This is a genomic window from Gabonibacter chumensis (genome assembly GCF_024741215.1).
In the GTDB taxonomy this organism is placed as follows: domain Bacteria; phylum Bacteroidota; class Bacteroidia; order Bacteroidales; family Marinifilaceae; genus Gabonibacter; species Gabonibacter massiliensis.
Genome location: NZ_JANSKB010000001.1, coordinates 21,744 through 39,338, shown reverse-complemented (window position 1 = coordinate 39,338; position 17,595 = coordinate 21,744). Strand labels below are relative to the sequence as shown.

Below are 17,595 nucleotides of genomic sequence, written 5' to 3'. Positions count from 1 at the left end.
GATTACGGAGAAAGGAGTATAAAGATCGGTCTGAGTGTGATTGTTTTTTGGGAATGTACACGATGATCTATGATGTTTTTCAGGACCGTCAGTAAGAATTTATTCTGTTCGATTTAAATTTACGAGTGATGTCTGAAAATTTTGATTCTATTTTTTCGCAACTCGATGAGGTAGCGGAAAAGGCCGGACTTGCCATGACCGAGAGTGATGAATTAAAAATCAGTGGGGACATTGATTTCGAGATGGATTTAGATGCGCAAGGGAACGGGAGTTATTCCATCAGTAAAAACGGTTGGGGTGCCACGATCAAGGCTACTGCCACGATTCAGGCTCCGCCTAATGCTTTGTTTGACGTATCGGTCAGAAGTTCGAAAGGCGGTGGAGGCGATTGGCACGGGATTCCTTCCGGCGGGAGTGTGAGTTGTAGTTTGAAAACCTATTTCGGCAAGAACACCACGATTTCGGTTCATGTTCACAGTACGGTGCCGAATGCTCGTTTTAGAGCCAGATTGCATTATTCGACCTGATATTTTCATAATAATAGTTTTAAGGTTTAGTAGTGTAGGTACTACCCGAAAATTACACCGGGTAGTACCGTTTTTCACGGGTCAATAGGGATTGCTATTTAGGATGATCGAGTCGAGATAATGAATTCGGGTTCTTTACCTAAAGAAATTGTTTGTACTAACTTGCGACTTCCTCATAAGTCTTTTCCGCGTAATCCTTTGATTGCCAATATTTTTTTTCAGAAGACGTATGGTGGAAAGTTGGGGGCGAGGTCTGGAGTTAATGCATCGAGAATGAAATGTAATGATTAAGTGATTAAAGGATTCAGTGATTTAGTGATTGGGATTAAGAGATTAAAAGATTCAGGGATTGGGGGATTAAGAGATTAAGAGATTCTGTGATTAGGGGATTAAAGAGATTTACGATTTCGGATTTTTGATTGCCGATTTTAGATTTAAAGATGGCAAGATCAGAATTGAATCATAAATCGTAAATCTTAAATCTTAAATCTTAAATCAAAAATTAATTTAATCTACAATTTAAAATTTACAATTAAATGAGTCAATTGCAGATAATTCGAAGTAAAATTTATGAGATACGGGGTCAGAAGGTGATGTTAGATTTTGATTTTGCAGAACTGTATGGAATTGAAACAAAACGTCTGAAAGAAGCTGTTCGGCGCAATTTAGACAGGTTTGAGGGAGATGATTTTATGTTTCAGCTTACGAAAGAAGAAATGACGGAACTTTCAAGGTCGCAATTTGCGACCTTGAAGAAAAGTCGGGGAAGTGTAATGCACAAGTATCCTCCTTTTGTTTTTGGGGAACTTGGCGTTGCTATGCTTAGTAGTGTTCTTAACTCAAAAACGGCTATAGAAATAAATAGAGGGATAATGCGTGCTTTTGTTGCTATTCGACAATCGATAGGTAATTTTTCTGTTGATAAAATAACAGAACTTCAAAATGAGTTAAAAGAGCTCAAAGAATATTTAGAATCGGTATTCGTTGATTACAATGATATTAATGATGATACCCGGATGCAATTGGAGCTTATCAATCAAACGTTGGCAGAATTACAAGTACAAAAGAAATTGGAAAATAAGCCGCGTAATCCTATAGGATTTGTCAAATGACAGAAAAAGATTAAAGGATTATGAGATTGGGTGATATAATGATTAGGAGATTAAAGGATTAAGGGATTAAGTGATTGGGAGATTAAAGGATTAGGGGATTAAGAGATTAAAAAGATTGGCGATTGTAGATTTTAGATTTACGATTTAAAGAGGGTAAGATCTTAATCATAAATCGTAAATCTTAAATCAAAAATTAATTTACAATCAGAATGGATCAACTACAACTAGTTCGAAGTAAGATATACGAAATACGAGGTCAGAAGGTGATGATTGATAAAGATTTGGCTGAATTGTACCAGGTTACAACCGGTAATTTGAATAAGGCTGTTCAACGGAATATTAAACGTTTTCCCGGCGATTTCATGTTTCAACTCACGAAAGAGGAATTTGATCAATTAAAAGTAAACTTGATATTCCATTTTGGAAGATCAAGTTGGGGTGGAGTTCGTAAACTTCCGTATGCTTTTACAGAACAAGGTTTAGCAATGCTTTCAGGAATATTAAATTCCGATATTGCAATTCAGGTAAATATCAATATAATGCGTGCTTTTGTTGCTATTCGACAATTGATAGGTAATTCTTCTGTTGATAAAATAACAGAACTTCAAAATGAGTTAAAAGAGCTCAAAGAATATTTAGAATCGGTATTCGTTGATTACAATGATATTAATGATGATACCCGAATGCAATTGGAGCTTATCAATCAAACGTTGGCAGAATTACAAGTACAAAAGAAATTGGAAAATAAGCGGCGTAATCCTATCGGATTTGTCAAATGACAGAAAAAGATTAAAGGATTATGAGATTGGGTGATATAATGATTAGGAGATTAAAGGATTAGGGGATTAAGAGATTAAAAAGATTGACGATTGTAGATTTTAGATTTACGATTTAAAGAGGGTAAGATCAGAATCTTAATCTTAAATCAAAAATTAATTTACAATCACAATGGATCAACTGCAACTAATTCGAAGTAAGATATACGAAATACGAGGTCAGAAGGTGATGTTGGATTTCGACCTTGCGGAAATGTACGGAACAGAAACAAAGGTATTGAAACAATCTGTAAAACGTAATATAAGACGATTTCCTGTGGACTTTATGTTTAAACTTACTAAAGAAGAATTCGGTACTTTGAGGTCACAATTTGTGACCTCAAACAAGAGAGGTGGTATTAGATACCTTCCTTTTGCTTTTACAGAATCGGGTGTAGCGATGCTTTCTTCTATCTTAAATAGTGAGGTTGCCATCGAAATAAATATTAATATCATGCGTGCTTTCATTGCCGTGCGACAAGTTCTATACAGTCCTTCAGGTGATAAAATCGAAATATTAGAAAACCGAATAAAGGAACTTAAACAGTATATGGAAGAGGTTTTTATGGATCAAAACGACATAAATGAAGATACTAGAATGCAACTCGAATTAATAAATCAGACCTTGTCCGAGTTGCAAGTACAGAAGAAGTTAGAAAATAAGCCGCGTAATTCCATTGGATTTGTCAAATGACAGAAAAGATTAAAGGATTATGAGATTGGGTGATATAATGATTAGGAGATTAAATGATTAAGTGATTGGGAGGTCAGGTGATTTAGTGATTAAAGGATTAAGTGATTGGGAAATTTGAATCGCAAAATCATAAAATCTCTAAATCACAGAATTAATAAATCATTGAATCACTAAGTCGAATACATTGTTTATCAGTAAATTTTAGCATGGTGCTATTCAAGAGCAGATGGATAGCACTGTATTTATAATATAAAAAAGTGTGATTCTTTTCCAATAAAAGGATTAGATGATTATGCGATTAGAGGATTAAGAGATTAAAGGATTGGGAGATTAAGAGATTAAAGAATTGGGAGATTTGAATCGCAAAATCATAAAATCTCTAAATTACAAAATTAATAAATCATTGAATCACAGAATTTATCAGGTCTACAATTTAAAATTTACAATTATTGAAGGCTATTTTATTCGGGATAATGTTGTTATTATCCTTTGTTCTTTGTGCGCAAAAGCGGGGGATGAGATATGCCGGGGAGCTTAGCGGTTATGCCGGAAGAGGGGGTGTTTTGCCTTTTTGGATGGGCAGGGATCGCTGGGGAGCTATGCCGGATCGGGCAGGAGGGGTGTTGAGACTTGGGTTGTTTTCCGATTTCCGGGAGGGAAGAAAGATTCAAACGGCTTATGGTTTTTCGGGTGTGGGGATAGGTGAGAAAGGGAATAACCGGGTGTCGGTGGATGAGTTGTACGCGAGTGCCCGTTGGAGGCGATTGCGTTTGGATATCGGGATGATACATCCGGACACGGAGTATAACGGGGTCTCTTCGACCAACGGGGATTTTGTCCAATCGGCCAATGCCCGGGTGAATCCGGGGTATAATTTGCGTAGCGAGTACATACCTTTACCTTTTATAGGCAAGGTATTGGCTTTCCGTTTTAGTTACGGGGATTACCGGATGATCGGGAAACGGTACGCGGAGAAGGTGCGCCTGCATCATAAGTCGCTATTTCTACGGATTACGCCGCATAGACGGTGGGAGGTCATCGTGGGTTTGGATCATTATGCCCAATGGGGCGGAATTTCACCTGATTTTGGGAAACAGCCCTCCTCTTTGAAAGACTATATCCGTATCGTGGCCGGTAGCGAAGGTGGGAGTGATGCTTCGGGTAGTGCACAGAACAATGCCTTGGGAAATCATTTGGGACGGGAGCATTTGAGGGTTAATTACAAGGGAGACCGCTATACGTTGACATTTTATCATGATATTCCTTTCGAGGATGGCTCGGGGACGGATTTTCGTTCGTTCCCGGACGGAACCTATGCTCTCTATTACGGGGCGAAGGATCAGACGGGATGGTGTACGGACGTGATCTACGAGTTTCTTTATACGAAATACCAATCCGGACCTTTTCACGATCGTCCGGCAACACCGGCGGAGATGGAACATCAGGATCCTGAGGCTCCCGGTTACGGTTGGAAGAAAGTGGGTGGACGGGATGATTATTTTTTACATGGAGAATATAAATCGGGATGGACGACAGACGGGCGGATTATCGGTACGCCTTTTCTACAGGCTAATCCGAAAAATACCGACGGTATCGTAATCGGTATGTACAACAACCGGGTGATTGCCCATTATGTGGGGATCAAAGGAAAAATTGCCCGAAAGATTCCTTACCTGGGAAGGTTTTCTTATTCGTTGAATTACGGGAGATACCGTGTCCCTTTTGAACAAGTAAAGCGACAATGCTCCTGGGGGTTGGAAGTCGGAATCCCCTGGCGAAATTTTCCTCTCCGTATGGAAACCGGGATCTATGGAGATCACGGGAAATTGTTTCGGGAAAACGTGGGAGTGATGCTACGCTTTCAATTGTAAATTGACGATTGTAGATTAAGGGATTCAGTGATTTAAAGATATAATGATTCCGTGATTAAAAAGATTTGTGATTTACGATTTTAGATTGTAAATTAAAAAATAGTATCCAATTTACAATCTACAATTAAAGAATTGGGTGATATAGAGATTAAGAGATTTTAGATTGAATCACATAATCATGGAATCACTAAATCACAGAATCAACTATGTTGTTATCAATAAATTTTAATTATATGGGACTTTTGAAAAATGGAGTATGGATCCTGTTAGGGGGCCTGTTGTGTGCCTCTTGCGGATCGAGTAAAAAGGTAGTTTATTTACAGGATGCCGACGTGAATAAACGTATTAAAGCCGAGTGCGAGTATAAAACGGTGATTCAGCCGGATGATCTGTTGTCGATCATCGTTTCCTGTAACGATGTGGAGGCGGCACTTCCTTTTAATACGCCGATGATCGGCTTGGGGAGGGAGACGGTGAGTTCGTCTAATCAACAGGTTCCCCAGGGGTATCTTGTCGATAAGGAGGGGAGTATCGATTTTCCCGTGTTGGGTAAATTGAGGGTGATGGGAATGACCCGAAACGAGTTGGCCGATTCGTTGAAGGAGCGATTGGGTGAATACTTGAAGAATCCGATCGTGACCATACAATATTTGAATTTCAGGGTGACCGTATTGGGAGAGGTGAAAAATCCCGGTAGCTATAAAGTGTTGGGAGAGCGTGTTTCCATTCTGGATGCTTTGGGAATGGCGGGAGATTTGCAGATTAATGCCAAACGGAAAAACGTGTTGGTCGTGCGGGAAGTGGACGGAAAGAAGCAGTTTGCCCGGATCGATTTGACTTCTACCGAATTCTTGGATTCGCCTTTTTTCTTTTTGCGACAGAATGACGTGATTTACGTGGAGCCGAACCGGGGACGGATAGCCGGAGGTAATGCGGGTGCTTTCCTACCCTATGTATTGTCGAGTGTCTCTACGATGGTGGCGATAATCGCTTTAATTGTCAGGTAATAGTGTGTGTATAATAATATCAGGCTTATGAATGAGTTGAATAATGATCTGTTTTTGGTGGAAGAGGAGGAAAATTTTGATTTCCGCAAGTTTTTTTACAAGATATTGTATCGATGGTGGTGGTTTGCAATCAGTGTTCCGTTGTGTTTAGGTGGAGCTATTTATCACTATATGAGTCAGGTTCCCGTGTATAACGTGGAAACGAAGATAATGATAAACGATTCGAGAAAGGGAGAGCTGGGAACCAATGCCATGATGAAAGAGTTGGGCTTTTTCCAGGGGGATGTGTTCGTGGAAAACGAGATGATCGAATTGCGTTCGAAAAATCTGATGCGGGAGGTGGTGAAGGAGTTGGATTTAAATGTACGTTATTTTGAAAAAGGGAGAATAAGGGAAAAGGAATTTTATAAAAATGCCCCGTTTCGTCTTTTGATCGATTACCCGGAAAATATCCGGGATACCTCGTTTTATGTGAGTATAGGGAAAGATGATCGGGTGGAAGTTTTGACCCCGGAGGGAGAATCTGTTTTTAAGGGAAACTACTCGGAAAGAATAGCGGTAGGGGCGTATTCGATTTCGATCGAGAAAGAACCCGCGAACGTGAGAGTGGGAGAATACCGGGTGAGTATCAATTCTTACCCGGTGGCCGCGGATGTATTTTACGGAAAACTCGATATTAGTAATTTGGAGAAAAACACCAATGCCGTCGGACTTTCCGTGAAGGACGAATTGCCTGTCCGGGCCATCGATCTAATTCATCGGTTGATCGCGGCGTATAATGATAACGGGGTGAGTAATAAGCGGATTGTATCGACGAATACGGTGGATTTTATCAATAGCCGGTTAGAGGTGATCAACCAGGAATTAAGTGAAATCGAGGATAGGGCAGAAAACTTTAAAAAACAGAATCGTCTGACCGATTTGGCTTCGGATGCTACTTTTATTATGGAGCGGAAAAAATCGGCCGGGGCCGAGTTGTTGAAATTAGAGACTGATTTGGACGTGGTGAGGAGCGTACGGGATTTTTTGGATCAGAAAGCTGGGTTTCATTTGCTGCCCGAAAACTTGGGGTTAGCGGATGTCGCGTTGAACAACGGCATCGGGAAGTATAACGAGATGATCCTGCGAAGGAATAAATTGTTGCAGACTGCCCGGGAGAGTAACCCGTTGATAAAAGGAATAGAGAGTCAGTTAAGGGGATTGAAAGAGAATATCCGGATGGCGATAGAGAATGTGGAGAAAGGATTGGAGATCAAGATACAAAGTTTGGAGAAAGAGAGTCGGTTAGTGGATAAGAAACTGACCTCGGTGCCCACGCAGGAGAAGCGATACCGGGAGATCTCCCGGCAACAGGGGTTGAAGGAGAATCTCTTCCTGTTCCTGATGCAAAAGCGGGAAGAGGCGGAGATAGCCAAATTGATGTACGTACCCATGGCGAAAATCATAGAAGACCCGAACACGCAAGGGAGTCCCATATCACCGAAAAAATCCATGATTCTGTTGATCGGGTTGGTGTTGGGAGTTGCATTGCCTTTCGGGGGAATATTTCTATTGGAGGTGTTGGACTCCAAGGTGCGGGATACCGGAGATGTCGAGAAGGCCGTGAACGCTCCTGTATTGGGGAGTACGCTTGAACTGCCGGAAGGAGAGAGGGATGTTTTTCAGAAGAATTCTATGACGTCGGAATCCATGCATCTGATCCGGGAGAACTTGAATTATATGGTACGGCAGGCGGAATGTCCCGTTATCATGGTGACTTCGACCATTCCTCAAGAGGGTAAAACTTTTGTTTCTGCCCATTTGGCCAACGCTTACGCCAAATCCGGTAAAAAGACGATCGCTATCGGTTGCGATTTGCGAAATCCGAAAATGGATCTCTATTTTAAATGCGATCATCATAAAGGATTGTCCGCCTACTTGGTCGGGATGGAAAATGATAAAAAGAACATTATAAATAAGATAGACGATTGCCTTTACGCTATATTCGGGGGAAGCGTACCTCCTAATCCTACCCCGTTGATAGCCAGTCCTCGAATGGAGGAGTTGATAACGGAATTAAAGGAAGAGTTCGATTGCATCGTGTTGGATACTCCTCCCTTGGGTATTTTGGCGGAAGGTTTTACATTAAGTCGGTTGGCCGATGCCTGCGTGTATGTCGTACGGGCTCACCTGTTGGATCGGAAAGATTTGAGATTGGTGGCGGATTTGGATAAGAAGAATAGATTGCCTAACTTGGGGATCGTTGTCAACGGGATAAAAATCAGACGGGGCGGTTACGGCTATGGCTATGGTTATGGTTACGGGGCTAAATACGGTTATGGTTACGGACAAAAAACAAAGAGAGATGAAGAGTGAATTTTTTGTGCACGAGACAGCGGTAGTCGATAAGGAGTGCCGGATCGGGAGCGGCTGTAAAATATGGCATTTTAGCCATATCATGGAGGGTTGTATATTGGGAAAGAATTGTAATATCGGCCAGAACGTGGTGATCTCTCCGGGGGTGGTGTTGGGAGATAACGTGAAGGTACAAAATAATGTATCCGTTTACACGGGTGTAACCTGCGAGGACGATGTGTTTTTAGGGCCTTCCTGTGTTTTTACCAACGTGGTGAACCCGAGGAGTGCGGTGAACCGGAAATCTCAATACGCCAAAACTCTTGTAAAGAGGGGAGCCACGATCGGGGCCAACGCGACGATCGTTTGCGGTCATGATATCGGCAGATATGCTTTTATCGGGGCGGGGGCGGTCGTGACCAAAACGGTGCCCGATTATGCTCTCGTGATAGGGAATCCGGCCCGGCAGACGGGGTGGATGAGCGAGTACGGGCACCGGTTGATTTTTGACGCAGAAGGTGTGGCTGTTTGTCCGGAAAGCGGGGAAAAGTACCGGTTGCAAGAGGGCGTCGTCGTGAAAATTTGAGAGCTTATGTTTTTCGGGAAGCGTTCGGTGAAGCAGTATTTCTTTTACGGGCACGATTTGCATTCGCACATTTTGCCGGGGTTGGATGACGGTGTAAAAACCGTGGAGGAGTCGGTGGAGATCGTGAAGCGTATGTTGGAATTGGGGGTGAAGCGGTTCACGTTTACCCCTCATATCGCTTATCCTTTGCTGATGAACGGTCCCGTGAATGTTGGAAAAAAATTGGAGGCATTGCGAGAGCGGTTACGTCAGGAAGATATTGTTCTGAATGCGGATGCCGGGGCGGAATATCGGGTCGGGAGGTATATGTTCGATTTGATCGGGCAAAAACAAATCATGGCATCCGGGGAAGGACGCGTGTTGCTTGAACATGGCTTTTTAGCTCCTTCTCTTTATTTCGAGGAGTTGTTATTTCAATTGCAAACCGAGGGTTTCGAACCGGTGTTGGCCCATCCGGAACGTTATCGTTTTTACGGTGAGGATATTGAGAAGGCGTGCCGGGAATTGAAAGGTAAAGGATGCCGCGTGCAGGTCAACCTTTTGTCGTTCTCGGGGTATTACGGAAAAGAGGCCCGGAAAGGGGCTTACGTTTTATTGAAAAGAGGTTTGATCGATTATTTGTCGGGCGACATTCACTCCTTGCCACAAGTCGAGTTGTTGGAGGACTTTCTAAAATCAAAAGAGAGTGATGTACTGAATAGATACAGTCCTTATAGACTTTCACGTATTTAGTCGTTCTTTTTAATCTCTATCGGTTTGTAGGTTGCCCGTTCTTTGCGATCGGTCGTGGCTGCACAGCTGATCCCCCGGTCGTTCATGGCTTTGTTACGGCCGATATGAGTTTCCGGGAATTTTCTCTTTTTTGAAAAAAAAGTGGAGATACCCAGGCCGATAACAGCCAATCCGATTAGTACGAGAACGATGAGAAAAACTTTCCAGATCATTTTTATATGGATTTTAAATATAAGTTCAAAATTAGCTTTTTGAAGCATATATCGCTCGAAAAAGGTAAATTTTATTCTGTATAAACGATGTTATTCTTTATTTTTACGTTGCTCGGGGAGAAAGGTTAAAAAAAAAGGATTAAAAAAGTTTATTTTTACTTTGTTTTTCCTACATTTGAGCAGCAAAGTCAAATAAAATTCAAAAGCAATGGAAGGATACGAACAAAATGAAGGAATGGATACGATTGATAGAGAGGAGATCTATTCTAACGCAGTGAAAGCAGGGAAAAGAACCTATTTCTTTGATGTGAAGGCAACCCGTAATAGTGATTATTATCTTACTATTACCGAGAGTAAAAAGAAATTTGATAAAGACGGGAATCCGAGTTACGAGAAGCATAAAGTATTTTTGTATAAAGAAGATTTCGAGAAGTTTGCAGAAGGTTTAGAAGAAGCTATCGGGGTGGTGAAAGCTGCCATCAATGGCGAATTGCCGACAAAAGAAGATTAAAAGCTGTAGTGTGCTGCAATATAGGCGGGTGAGAGGTATCACCCGCTTTTTTTTATTTCGTTGGAAATATTGTGTTATCTTTGTACGGATAAATGACGATTTACAATTGACGATTGTAAATTAAGAGATTTAGCGATTAGGTGATTAGGTGATTGGAGGATTAAGAGATTCAAATTTAATCACAGAAACACGGAATTTCCTTGATTTAAAATCTACGATTTACAATTAAGAAGGATTAGAGATTGAGATGGATAACAAACCGTTAGCAGAGCGAATGCGACCGAAATCTTTAGAAGATTACATCGGTCAGCAACATTTGGTGGGGCCGGGTAAGGTACTTCGGAAGATGATCGATTCCGGGGTTGTCTCTTCTTTTATTTTGTGGGGACCTCCGGGGGTCGGGAAGACTACTTTGGCCATGATTGTCGCGGAGCAGTTGCAACGTCCTTTTTACGTGTTGAGCGCGGTGAGTTCGGGAGTTAAGGATGTACGGGAGGTCATTCAGAAAGCGGAAAGTCAACGGTTCTTCAATACCCCGAATCCTATTTTATTTATCGATGAAATCCATCGGTTTTCCAAAGCACAACAGGATTCGTTGTTAGCTGCCGTGGAGAAGGGCACGGTGACATTGATAGGAGCGACCACGGAAAATCCCTCTTTTGAGGTTATTTCTCCTTTGTTGTCTCGCTGTCAGGTTTACGTGTTGAAAGCGCAGGATAAAGCCGATTTGGAGAAATTGATAGACCGGGCTATCCAAAAAGATTTTTACTTGAGCACCCGCCGTATTGTGGTGAAGGAGAAAGAGGCGATGATCTCGTATAGTGGGGGAGATGCCCGGAAATTGTTGAATATATTGGAGTTGGTGGTCAACGGATTAGGAGACGGGGATATCATTATAGACAATGAAGCCGTACACCGGGAGTTGCACGAGAACCCTTTGATGTATGATAAAGACGGGGAACAGCATTACGATATCGTGTCGGCCATGATAAAGTCTGTCCGGGGAGGGGATCCGGATGCCGCCCTGTATTGGATGGCTCGTATGCTGATGGGAGGAGAGGATCCGAAATTCATTGCCCGCCGGTTGATCATATCCGCTTCGGAGGATGTCGGTTTGGCCAATCCGAATGCCATGTTGATTGCCAATGCCTGTTTTGAGGCGGTTCATAAGATCGGAATGCCGGAAGCTCGTATCCCTTTGGCCGAATGCGTTATCTATTTAGCAACGTCACCGAAAAGTAATTCGGCTTATTTAGCTATCGGTGCGGCAATGGAGGCCGTTCAACATACGGGTAATTCGCCTGTCCCCCTGCATTTGCGTAATGCTCCGACGAAGTTGATGAAAGAGTTGAATTACGGGCAGGACTATAAGTATCCGCATGATTTTCCGGGAAATTTCGTGGAACAAAGTTATCTTCCGGAAGAGTTGAAGGGTAGAAGATTTTATAGACCTCAATCCAACGCCCAGGAACAGAAGATATGGGAAAGGTTGGCGTTGTGGTGGAAAAACAGAAGAGATTAAGTGATTGGAAGATTAAGTGATTAGGAGATTGAGAGATATAATGATTCTGAGATTAGGTGATTAAGAGATTAAGTGATTAAGAGATTAGGGGATTTAGGGATTGGGAGATTAAGAGATTAAGTGATTAGGAGATTAGGTGATTAAGAGATTAGGAGATTGGGGGATTTAGTGATTGCGTGATTAGGAGTTATCAATTGAGAATATAGAAATTAATTAGGATATAGATTATGTATAGGGAATTGATAGATAAAGAGATGTTTTTTTTACTGGCGGGGCCTTGCGTGATCGAGGGCGAGGAGATGGCACTGTATATTGCCGAGCGCGTGAAAAAAGTGACGGAGCGTTTGCATATTCCGTATGTTTTCAAAGGATCGTTCAAGAAAGCCAATCGTTCGCGTCTGGATTCGTTTACGGGTATAGGGGATGAAAAAGCATTGAAAATATTGGCGAAGGTGAGGCGGGAGTTCGGGATTCCGGTGGTGACGGATATTCATAGCGAACGAGATGCCGAGTTGGCCGCGGAATACGTGGATGTATTGCAGATTCCGGCTTTTTTATGCCGTCAGACGGATTTGTTGGTTGCTGCCGCTAAAACCGGAAAAATCGTTAATATTAAGAAGGGACAATTTTTATCTCCGGAAGCCATGCGTTTTGCAGCAGACAAGATCAGGGAGTCGGGGAATAACGAGATTATGGTGACGGAGAGGGGAACCACTTTCGGTTATCAGGATTTAGTGGTCGATTTCAGAGGTGTCCAAATCATGCAAAATGTTTGTAAATGTCCTGTCGTGGTGGATGTTACCCATTCGTTGCAACAGCCTAATCAAACTTCTGGCGTAACGGGAGGACAACCGGCGTTGATAGAAACGATTGCCAAGGCCGGGATTGCCGTGGGTGCGGACGGACTCTTTATCGAAACGCACGCGGACCCGAGCCGGGCCAAATCGGATGGAGCCAATATGTTGCGTTTGGATTTATTGGAAGGGCTATTGGAAAAATTGGTAAGGATCCGAAAAGCCGTTCTTTAATTGTTGGTCAAAAAATGGGGAGATATAATGATTCTGCGATTAGGAGATTAAGTGATTCTGAGATGGGGAGATTACGGAGATTTACGATTATAGATTAAAAGAATTAAAGGATTCTGTGATTAAAAGATTTAGTGATTCTGTGATTGGAGAATTAAGATTTTGACCTTATGAACCAAGGAGGAATCTGTGATTGAAGGATTCAATGATTTCGTGATTAGAAAGCGATTTATTTAACCCTATGGACCCAACGAGACAAGGGGCCGGGGGCGTCGTTTAATTACAAATTGTAGATTGAGAGATTCAGATTTACGATTTCGGATTTTTGATTGCCGATTTTAGATTTAAAGATGGCAAGATCAGAATTGAATCATAAATCTTAGATCTTAAATCAAAAGTTAATTTACAATCTACAATTGTCAGTTTGTGATATAAATTTCTAAGACCTTACAGTATTCGTCGGGGTAGAGGGTCAGATTTTTGAGAGAGGCCGGGATAAGTACCGTTTCTTCCTGTTTTACTTCCACGGGCTCGGATTCTCCTGTCGTGATGGTGAATTTTCCTTGTAGACACATGTAGATGACAAAAGAGTCCAACCGGATGTATTCTTTCTCTATGTTTTTGTCGAACGTGAGCAGGTTAGTCGTAAAGTAAGGACAATCGACTAATTGCACGGATTCGTTATCTTTGGGAGCATAATGGATTTTATGATTCGGGTAATAGTTGTAGTCTATAACATTCGTTGCTAATTCCGTGTGTAATTCCCTCGGTTCTCCGTTTATGTCTTTCCGGTCGTAATCATAAATTCTATAAGTGATATCGGAGGTTTGCTGTATTTCTGCGATAAAACATCCTTTTCCGATGGAGTGAACCAAACCGGAAGGGAGAAAAAAACAATCTCCTTTGCGCGGGTGTTCCACGTTTAGAATCTCCTGCAATTTTTTTTGGTGTAACTTTTGTAAATACTCCGCTCGGTCCAAAGGTTTATTAAAACCTAAAATCAGGGAAGCCTCCTTTTCGACATCCACGATATACCACATTTCGGTTTTCCCGTAGGCGTTATGTCTTTCCTTAGCCGTGGCGTCGTCGGGATGAACCTGAATGGAGAGATCGGCCTGAGAGTCGATGTATTTGATAAGTAACGGGAATTCGATGCCGAATTGTTCGTACACGCGATCTCCTACCAAGTCTCCCATGTATACTTCGATCAGTTCCTGAAGATCATTTCCCGCTAAGAGTCCGTTAGAAACTACGGATACGCGTTCCTGTACGGCTGAGATTTCCCAGCTTTCTCCTATGTGCTCGGTCTCCATGTGATTCTCATTTTTATAGGCTAACCTATGACCTCCCCAAAGTGTTTTTTTTAGAATCGGATGAAATTTTAACGGGTACAACATCTTCTCTGTTTGTATTAGGCATAATTATTGTATAAAGACAAAGATATTAAAAATGCATAATTTTAGCGTGAGTTTCGCTTTAAAATGTAATTTTGATTCTAAGAATAGAAATTAACGTAGTAAAAATGGGAAACATGAGAATTTTAGGTGCTTTTATCACCTTACTTATTTTAGGAGCGTGTAGCGATAGCGACGACAAAGAATTTGTGTTGAATCGGAATGATCTGACGGGTAAGGATTGGTATTATAACGGTTGGATAGGCAATAAGTTGGGTTACCGGACGAATGATGTACTGGAGGTGATTCGTTTTGATAATAACGGAAATTTGATTGGTGTGGAATATAGCGGTTTGAAAGATACGGTTGCCGGAAAATGGAGGGATTTGGAAAATAATGCTTTGAGGATAACGGACAATAACGGAGAAGAGAAGACATGGAATGTATTGGGATGCGGGAAGGGGATATTGTCCTTGCATGACGGATGGGGAGCCCGCGAATACAACGAGGGGCTTTCTTATTTGGAAAACTTGAGCGGAGATGCTTACTGGGTTAATCAATATTTGGGTGGGGAGGGAACTTGGAAAAGAACGTTAGAGTTTAAGATAAGCGGGAACGGTTCGATCCGGGAGGCCTATGCCATCGTGTCGGATGCGGAAGGAGGACAAATTCCCTTGGATAGAGGAAGTTATCTTGGAAATTTGGTATACCGGAAAAATATCGATTTCACCGGAAAATGCGATAGAGTAAGGTTTTATTGTAAGATCGGTTCCAAGTGGAATGTGAAATTCGATGAAAGTTTGTATGATTCGAATGTTCCGGAGCACGCTTTTGATTTAAGGGCAGAATGGAAGCCGACGGCTACTTCTACGGGTATAGACGTGACTTGGACTCCTGTTGAAGAGTCGAATATATATTATCAGGTTGAGGTGTTGGATAAAAATTCGGATGCTAATAATCCGTTCTTCAAAAGTGAAGTGCTGGCAGGAACGGGGGAGCTGAATATAACGGAAGCGACACAAGGAAAGGTCGAGAATCGATTGTCTGCTTTGGTAAAAGGAGAGGTGTATAAAATACGGTTGTCGGCTATCCTGTATGAGCCGGGAATCGGAAGATACGATAATAATGCCGATCGGAACATCCAGGCCATTAGCTATGTGACGAAAGCTTTTGTTTGGGGAGAATAAATGTTTTGATGGCTTGAGCTAATTTTTCCGGCTGTTCGCTATGGATCCAATGCCCGCAATCGGGTATTGGAAGGAAGCGGGCAGCCGGGAATTGTTTGTACAAGGAAGTCTTGTCCGCGGGGATAAGATCGGAATGTTCTCCCTTAATGAAAAGAATCTCTCGATCATATTGTGATAAGGGAAGAAGAGAGGGACAACCGCTGATTTCTTGAAAATGTTTTTGTATGGATTCGTGATTTATTTTCCATTCGAATCCGTTTTTCGTTTTCCGGATGTTTTTTAAGAATAATTGCCGGGATTCGGGTGTTCTGAAACGGGTTTCAATAGCGTTTTTTATCTCTTTTCTCGTTTGATACGAACGAAGGTTGAAAGCAGACATGAAATCGATGATTTTACTATGCCTTCCACCGTCGGAAGAGGTGTAGGCGATGGGAGCGATATCGATGACGACGGCTTTGCGGATAAGTTCAGGTTTTTTCATGAGTATGGCCATGACTATTTTCCCGCCCATGGAATGTCCCGCGATGTAAGGGCATGTCGGTAGTTTTAAGGATTCGATCAATTCTATGATATCGTCACTCATCACGTCGTAATTCATTTCATCCGAGTGCGGCGATTGACCGTGATTACGAACGTCCGGCAGGATTACCCTGAACCTGTCCTCTAATAAATGGGCGATGGGAAGCCAATTTTCCGAGGCACCCCATAATCCGTGAAGAATAATCAAAGGATCTCCCTGTCCGATTTCTCTGTAAAATAATTTCATCGCTTTTTCGTCGTGGCAAATTTACGCGCTATCTACTAAAAAAGAAACTATTTATCTTCAAATTCTTTCAATTCTGCGCATGTTTTATTGATTTGTTTTCATTGTTTGCGATAGAGGATTAGTGCAAGTATTTCCAAGATAATGCAAAACAAAACGATGATGATGATGAAAGAAACGATTTGACTCGGAGTGAATGCTTCTTTTTTCTGGTAAATAGCACTTGGGGACGGGGTTAAAGTGCTATCAATTGCAAATTGACGATTGTAAATAAAAGGAATTGAAGGATTCTGTGATCAAGGGATTGAATTTCGATTTTATGAACTGCTCATGTTATAGATATTCAGAGATTAATTTACAATCTACAATTTAAAATTTACAATCGGGAGATTCAAATTAAATCACTAAATAAAAGAATCTTTAAATCTACTAATAAAGAAAGAGGTCGGAAAAATCTTCCGACCTCTTCTTCGCGAAAAAAATCTTATTTAGTCTTTTAATTTTGCTTTCAGGTATTCTCTGTTCAGACGGGCGATATGCTCGATAGAGATACTCTTGGGGCATTCGGATTCACAGGCTCCTGTATTGGTACAGTTTCCGAATCCGAGTTCATCCATTTTGGCAACCATGGCTTTTGCCCGGCGTGCCGCTTCGATTTTACCTTGAGGCAATAATGCCAATTGTGAGACTTTAGCTGCAACGAAAAGCATGGCTGAAGAGTTTTTACAGGTTGCCGCACAAGCTCCGCATCCGATGCAGGCTGCCGCATCCATGGCTTCTTCTGCTTTTTCGTTAGCGATAGGAATCGCGTTACCATCAGGAACGCCTCCCGTGTTCACGGATACATATCCGCCTGCTTGCAAAATCTTCTCGTATGCTCCGCGGTCAACGATTAAGTCTTTGATTACAGGGAAAGCTCCGCAACGCCAAGGTTCGATCGTGATGGTCGCTCCGTCCTCGAATCGGCGCATGTGCAATTGACAGGTAGTCACGTCATCGTCCGGTCCGTGAGCTCGTCCGTCGATAAACAGACTGCATGTTCCGCAAATACCTTCGCGGCAATCGTGGTCGAATGCAACCGGTTCTTTGTTCTCGCTTACAAGCTGTTCGTTGAGGATATCCAACATTTCAAGGAATGAAGTGCCGGTAGAGATATCATGGATTTTGTATGTTTCAAACCCGCCTTTGGATTTGGCATCTTTTTGACGCCAGATCTTCAGAGTTAGTTCTTTTAATATTTTATCTGCCATAACCAATTTTGTTTTAAATGCTGAATTGCAGGTAATTTTTTCATGTCGATGCC

At 42.0% G+C, this 17,595-nt stretch carries 17 protein-coding genes and 1 pseudogene; 14 read left to right on the top strand and 4 right to left on the bottom strand.

Annotated elements, in window-relative coordinates; translation table 11 throughout:
- Positions 1–128: 128 nt before the first annotated feature.
- From NVS78_RS00175 to NVS78_RS00135, 10 genes and pseudogenes are all read left to right on the top strand, one after another.
- The gene (locus NVS78_RS00175; RefSeq protein ID WP_286357396.1) at positions 129–527 is read left to right on the top strand and encodes a hypothetical protein; all 399 of its coding nucleotides are present in this window, start codon (positions 129–131) and stop codon (positions 525–527) included.
- A gap of 114 nt (positions 528–641) precedes the next feature.
- A pseudogene (locus tag NVS78_RS14155) lies at positions 642–818 on the top strand (transcriptional regulator); the annotation flags it as partial.
- A gap of 245 nt (positions 819–1,063) precedes the next feature.
- The gene (locus tag NVS78_RS00170) at positions 1,064–1,639 is read left to right on the top strand and encodes an ORF6N domain-containing protein (RefSeq protein WP_286357395.1); all 576 of its coding nucleotides are present in this window, start codon (positions 1,064–1,066) and stop codon (positions 1,637–1,639) included.
- Between the two features lie 209 nt (positions 1,640–1,848).
- On the top strand, positions 1,849–2,418 hold the full coding sequence (locus NVS78_RS00165; protein WP_286357394.1) for an ORF6N domain-containing protein: 570 nt from the start codon (positions 1,849–1,851) through the stop codon (positions 2,416–2,418).
- Positions 2,419–2,587: 169 nt separating this feature from the next.
- Positions 2,588–3,148 (top strand): ORF6N domain-containing protein, encoded by a 561-nt coding sequence (locus NVS78_RS00160; protein ID WP_286357393.1) that lies wholly within the window; start codon positions 2,588–2,590, stop codon positions 3,146–3,148.
- A 449-nt stretch (positions 3,149–3,597) separates the two neighbouring features.
- On the top strand, positions 3,598–5,019 hold the full coding sequence (locus NVS78_RS00155; protein WP_286357392.1) for a capsule assembly Wzi family protein: 1,422 nt from the start codon (positions 3,598–3,600) through the stop codon (positions 5,017–5,019).
- Between the two features lie 233 nt (positions 5,020–5,252).
- Positions 5,253–6,026 carry a polysaccharide biosynthesis/export family protein gene (locus NVS78_RS00150; protein WP_286357391.1) on the top strand — a complete coding sequence of 258 codons (774 nt, stop codon included), beginning with the start codon at positions 5,253–5,255 and terminating at the stop codon, positions 6,024–6,026.
- 27 nt (positions 6,027–6,053) lie between these two features.
- Positions 6,054–8,381 carry a GumC family protein gene (locus tag NVS78_RS00145; protein ID WP_286357390.1) on the top strand — a complete coding sequence of 776 codons (2,328 nt, stop codon included), beginning with the start codon at positions 6,054–6,056 and terminating at the stop codon, positions 8,379–8,381.
- Positions 8,371–8,946: an acyltransferase gene (locus NVS78_RS00140; RefSeq protein WP_286357389.1), complete on the top strand. Its 576-nt coding sequence runs from the start codon at positions 8,371–8,373 to the stop codon at positions 8,944–8,946. The genes NVS78_RS00145 and NVS78_RS00140 overlap by 11 nt, the downstream gene beginning before the upstream one ends.
- A gap of 6 nt (positions 8,947–8,952) precedes the next feature.
- On the top strand, positions 8,953–9,678 hold the full coding sequence (locus tag NVS78_RS00135) for a tyrosine-protein phosphatase (protein WP_286357388.1): 726 nt from the start codon (positions 8,953–8,955) through the stop codon (positions 9,676–9,678).
- On the opposite strand, the gene NVS78_RS00130 is transcribed toward NVS78_RS00135, so the two are convergent.
- Positions 9,675–9,890 carry a hypothetical protein gene (locus tag NVS78_RS00130; RefSeq protein ID WP_286357387.1) on the bottom strand — a complete coding sequence of 72 codons (216 nt, stop codon included), beginning with the start codon at positions 9,888–9,890 and terminating at the stop codon, positions 9,675–9,677. The two genes, NVS78_RS00135 and NVS78_RS00130, sit on opposite strands and share 4 nt — an antisense overlap.
- Before the next feature lie 208 nt (positions 9,891–10,098).
- On the opposite strand from NVS78_RS00130, the gene NVS78_RS00125 reads away from it, so the two are divergent.
- The 3 genes from NVS78_RS00125 (at position 10,099) to kdsA (ending at position 12,951) form a co-directional block, all read left to right on the top strand.
- A complete protein-coding gene (locus NVS78_RS00125) occupies positions 10,099–10,401 on the top strand; it encodes a DUF3276 family protein (protein ID WP_286357386.1) in 303 nt (100 codons plus the stop codon).
- Positions 10,402–10,648: 247 nt separating this feature from the next.
- Complete coding sequence (locus NVS78_RS00120) at positions 10,649–11,923, top strand: replication-associated recombination protein A (RefSeq protein ID WP_286357385.1); 1,275 nt, start codon at positions 10,649–10,651, stop codon at positions 11,921–11,923.
- 227 nt (positions 11,924–12,150) lie between these two features.
- A complete protein-coding gene (kdsA, locus tag NVS78_RS00115) occupies positions 12,151–12,951 on the top strand; it encodes a 3-deoxy-8-phosphooctulonate synthase (protein ID WP_286357384.1) in 801 nt (266 codons plus the stop codon).
- Between the two features lie 416 nt (positions 12,952–13,367).
- On the opposite strand, the gene NVS78_RS00110 is transcribed toward kdsA, so the two are convergent.
- The gene (locus NVS78_RS00110; protein WP_286357383.1) at positions 13,368–14,345 is read right to left on the bottom strand and encodes a type I phosphomannose isomerase catalytic subunit; all 978 of its coding nucleotides are present in this window, start codon (positions 14,343–14,345) and stop codon (positions 13,368–13,370) included.
- Between the two features lie 134 nt (positions 14,346–14,479).
- Between NVS78_RS00110 and NVS78_RS00105 the strand changes: the two genes are divergently transcribed.
- Positions 14,480–15,529: a hypothetical protein gene (locus tag NVS78_RS00105; protein ID WP_286357382.1), complete on the top strand. Its 1,050-nt coding sequence runs from the start codon at positions 14,480–14,482 to the stop codon at positions 15,527–15,529.
- Here the strand turns inward: NVS78_RS00105 and NVS78_RS00100 are convergent.
- Positions 15,492–16,295, bottom strand: coding sequence for an alpha/beta fold hydrolase (locus NVS78_RS00100; RefSeq protein ID WP_286357381.1), 804 nt, complete (start codon positions 16,293–16,295; stop codon positions 15,492–15,494). The two genes, NVS78_RS00105 and NVS78_RS00100, sit on opposite strands and share 38 nt — an antisense overlap.
- A 485-nt stretch (positions 16,296–16,780) precedes the next feature.
- Positions 16,781–17,542, bottom strand: coding sequence for a succinate dehydrogenase/fumarate reductase iron-sulfur subunit (locus NVS78_RS00095; RefSeq protein WP_041502929.1), 762 nt, complete (start codon positions 17,540–17,542; stop codon positions 16,781–16,783).
- Positions 17,543–17,595 lie beyond the last annotated feature (53 nt).

Coding starts and splice junctions, on each gene's coding strand:
- NVS78_RS00175 (WP_286357396.1), top strand. CDS start 129: ATGTCTGAAAATTTTGATTCTATTTTTTCGCAACTCGATGAGGTAGCG.
- NVS78_RS00170 (WP_286357395.1), top strand. CDS start 1,064: ATGAGTCAATTGCAGATAATTCGAAGTAAAATTTATGAGATACGGGGT.
- NVS78_RS00165 (WP_286357394.1), top strand. CDS start 1,849: ATGGATCAACTACAACTAGTTCGAAGTAAGATATACGAAATACGAGGT.
- NVS78_RS00160 (WP_286357393.1), top strand. CDS start 2,588: ATGGATCAACTGCAACTAATTCGAAGTAAGATATACGAAATACGAGGT.
- NVS78_RS00150 (WP_286357391.1), top strand. CDS start 5,253: ATGGGACTTTTGAAAAATGGAGTATGGATCCTGTTAGGGGGCCTGTTG.
- NVS78_RS00145 (WP_286357390.1), top strand. CDS start 6,054: ATGAATGAGTTGAATAATGATCTGTTTTTGGTGGAAGAGGAGGAAAAT.
- NVS78_RS00140 (WP_286357389.1), top strand. CDS start 8,371: ATGAAGAGTGAATTTTTTGTGCACGAGACAGCGGTAGTCGATAAGGAG.
- NVS78_RS00135 (WP_286357388.1), top strand. CDS start 8,953: ATGTTTTTCGGGAAGCGTTCGGTGAAGCAGTATTTCTTTTACGGGCAC.
- NVS78_RS00130 (WP_286357387.1), bottom strand. CDS start 9,890: ATGATCTGGAAAGTTTTTCTCATCGTTCTCGTACTAATCGGATTGGCT.
- NVS78_RS00125 (WP_286357386.1), top strand. CDS start 10,099: ATGGAAGGATACGAACAAAATGAAGGAATGGATACGATTGATAGAGAG.
- NVS78_RS00120 (WP_286357385.1), top strand. CDS start 10,649: ATGGATAACAAACCGTTAGCAGAGCGAATGCGACCGAAATCTTTAGAA.
- kdsA (WP_286357384.1), top strand. CDS start 12,151: ATGTATAGGGAATTGATAGATAAAGAGATGTTTTTTTTACTGGCGGGG.
- NVS78_RS00110 (WP_286357383.1), bottom strand. CDS start 14,345: ATGTTGTACCCGTTAAAATTTCATCCGATTCTAAAAAAAACACTTTGG.
- NVS78_RS00105 (WP_286357382.1), top strand. CDS start 14,480: ATGAGAATTTTAGGTGCTTTTATCACCTTACTTATTTTAGGAGCGTGT.
- NVS78_RS00100 (WP_286357381.1), bottom strand. CDS start 16,295: ATGAAATTATTTTACAGAGAAATCGGACAGGGAGATCCTTTGATTATT.
- NVS78_RS00095 (WP_041502929.1), bottom strand. CDS start 17,542: ATGGCAGATAAAATATTAAAAGAACTAACTCTGAAGATCTGGCGTCAA.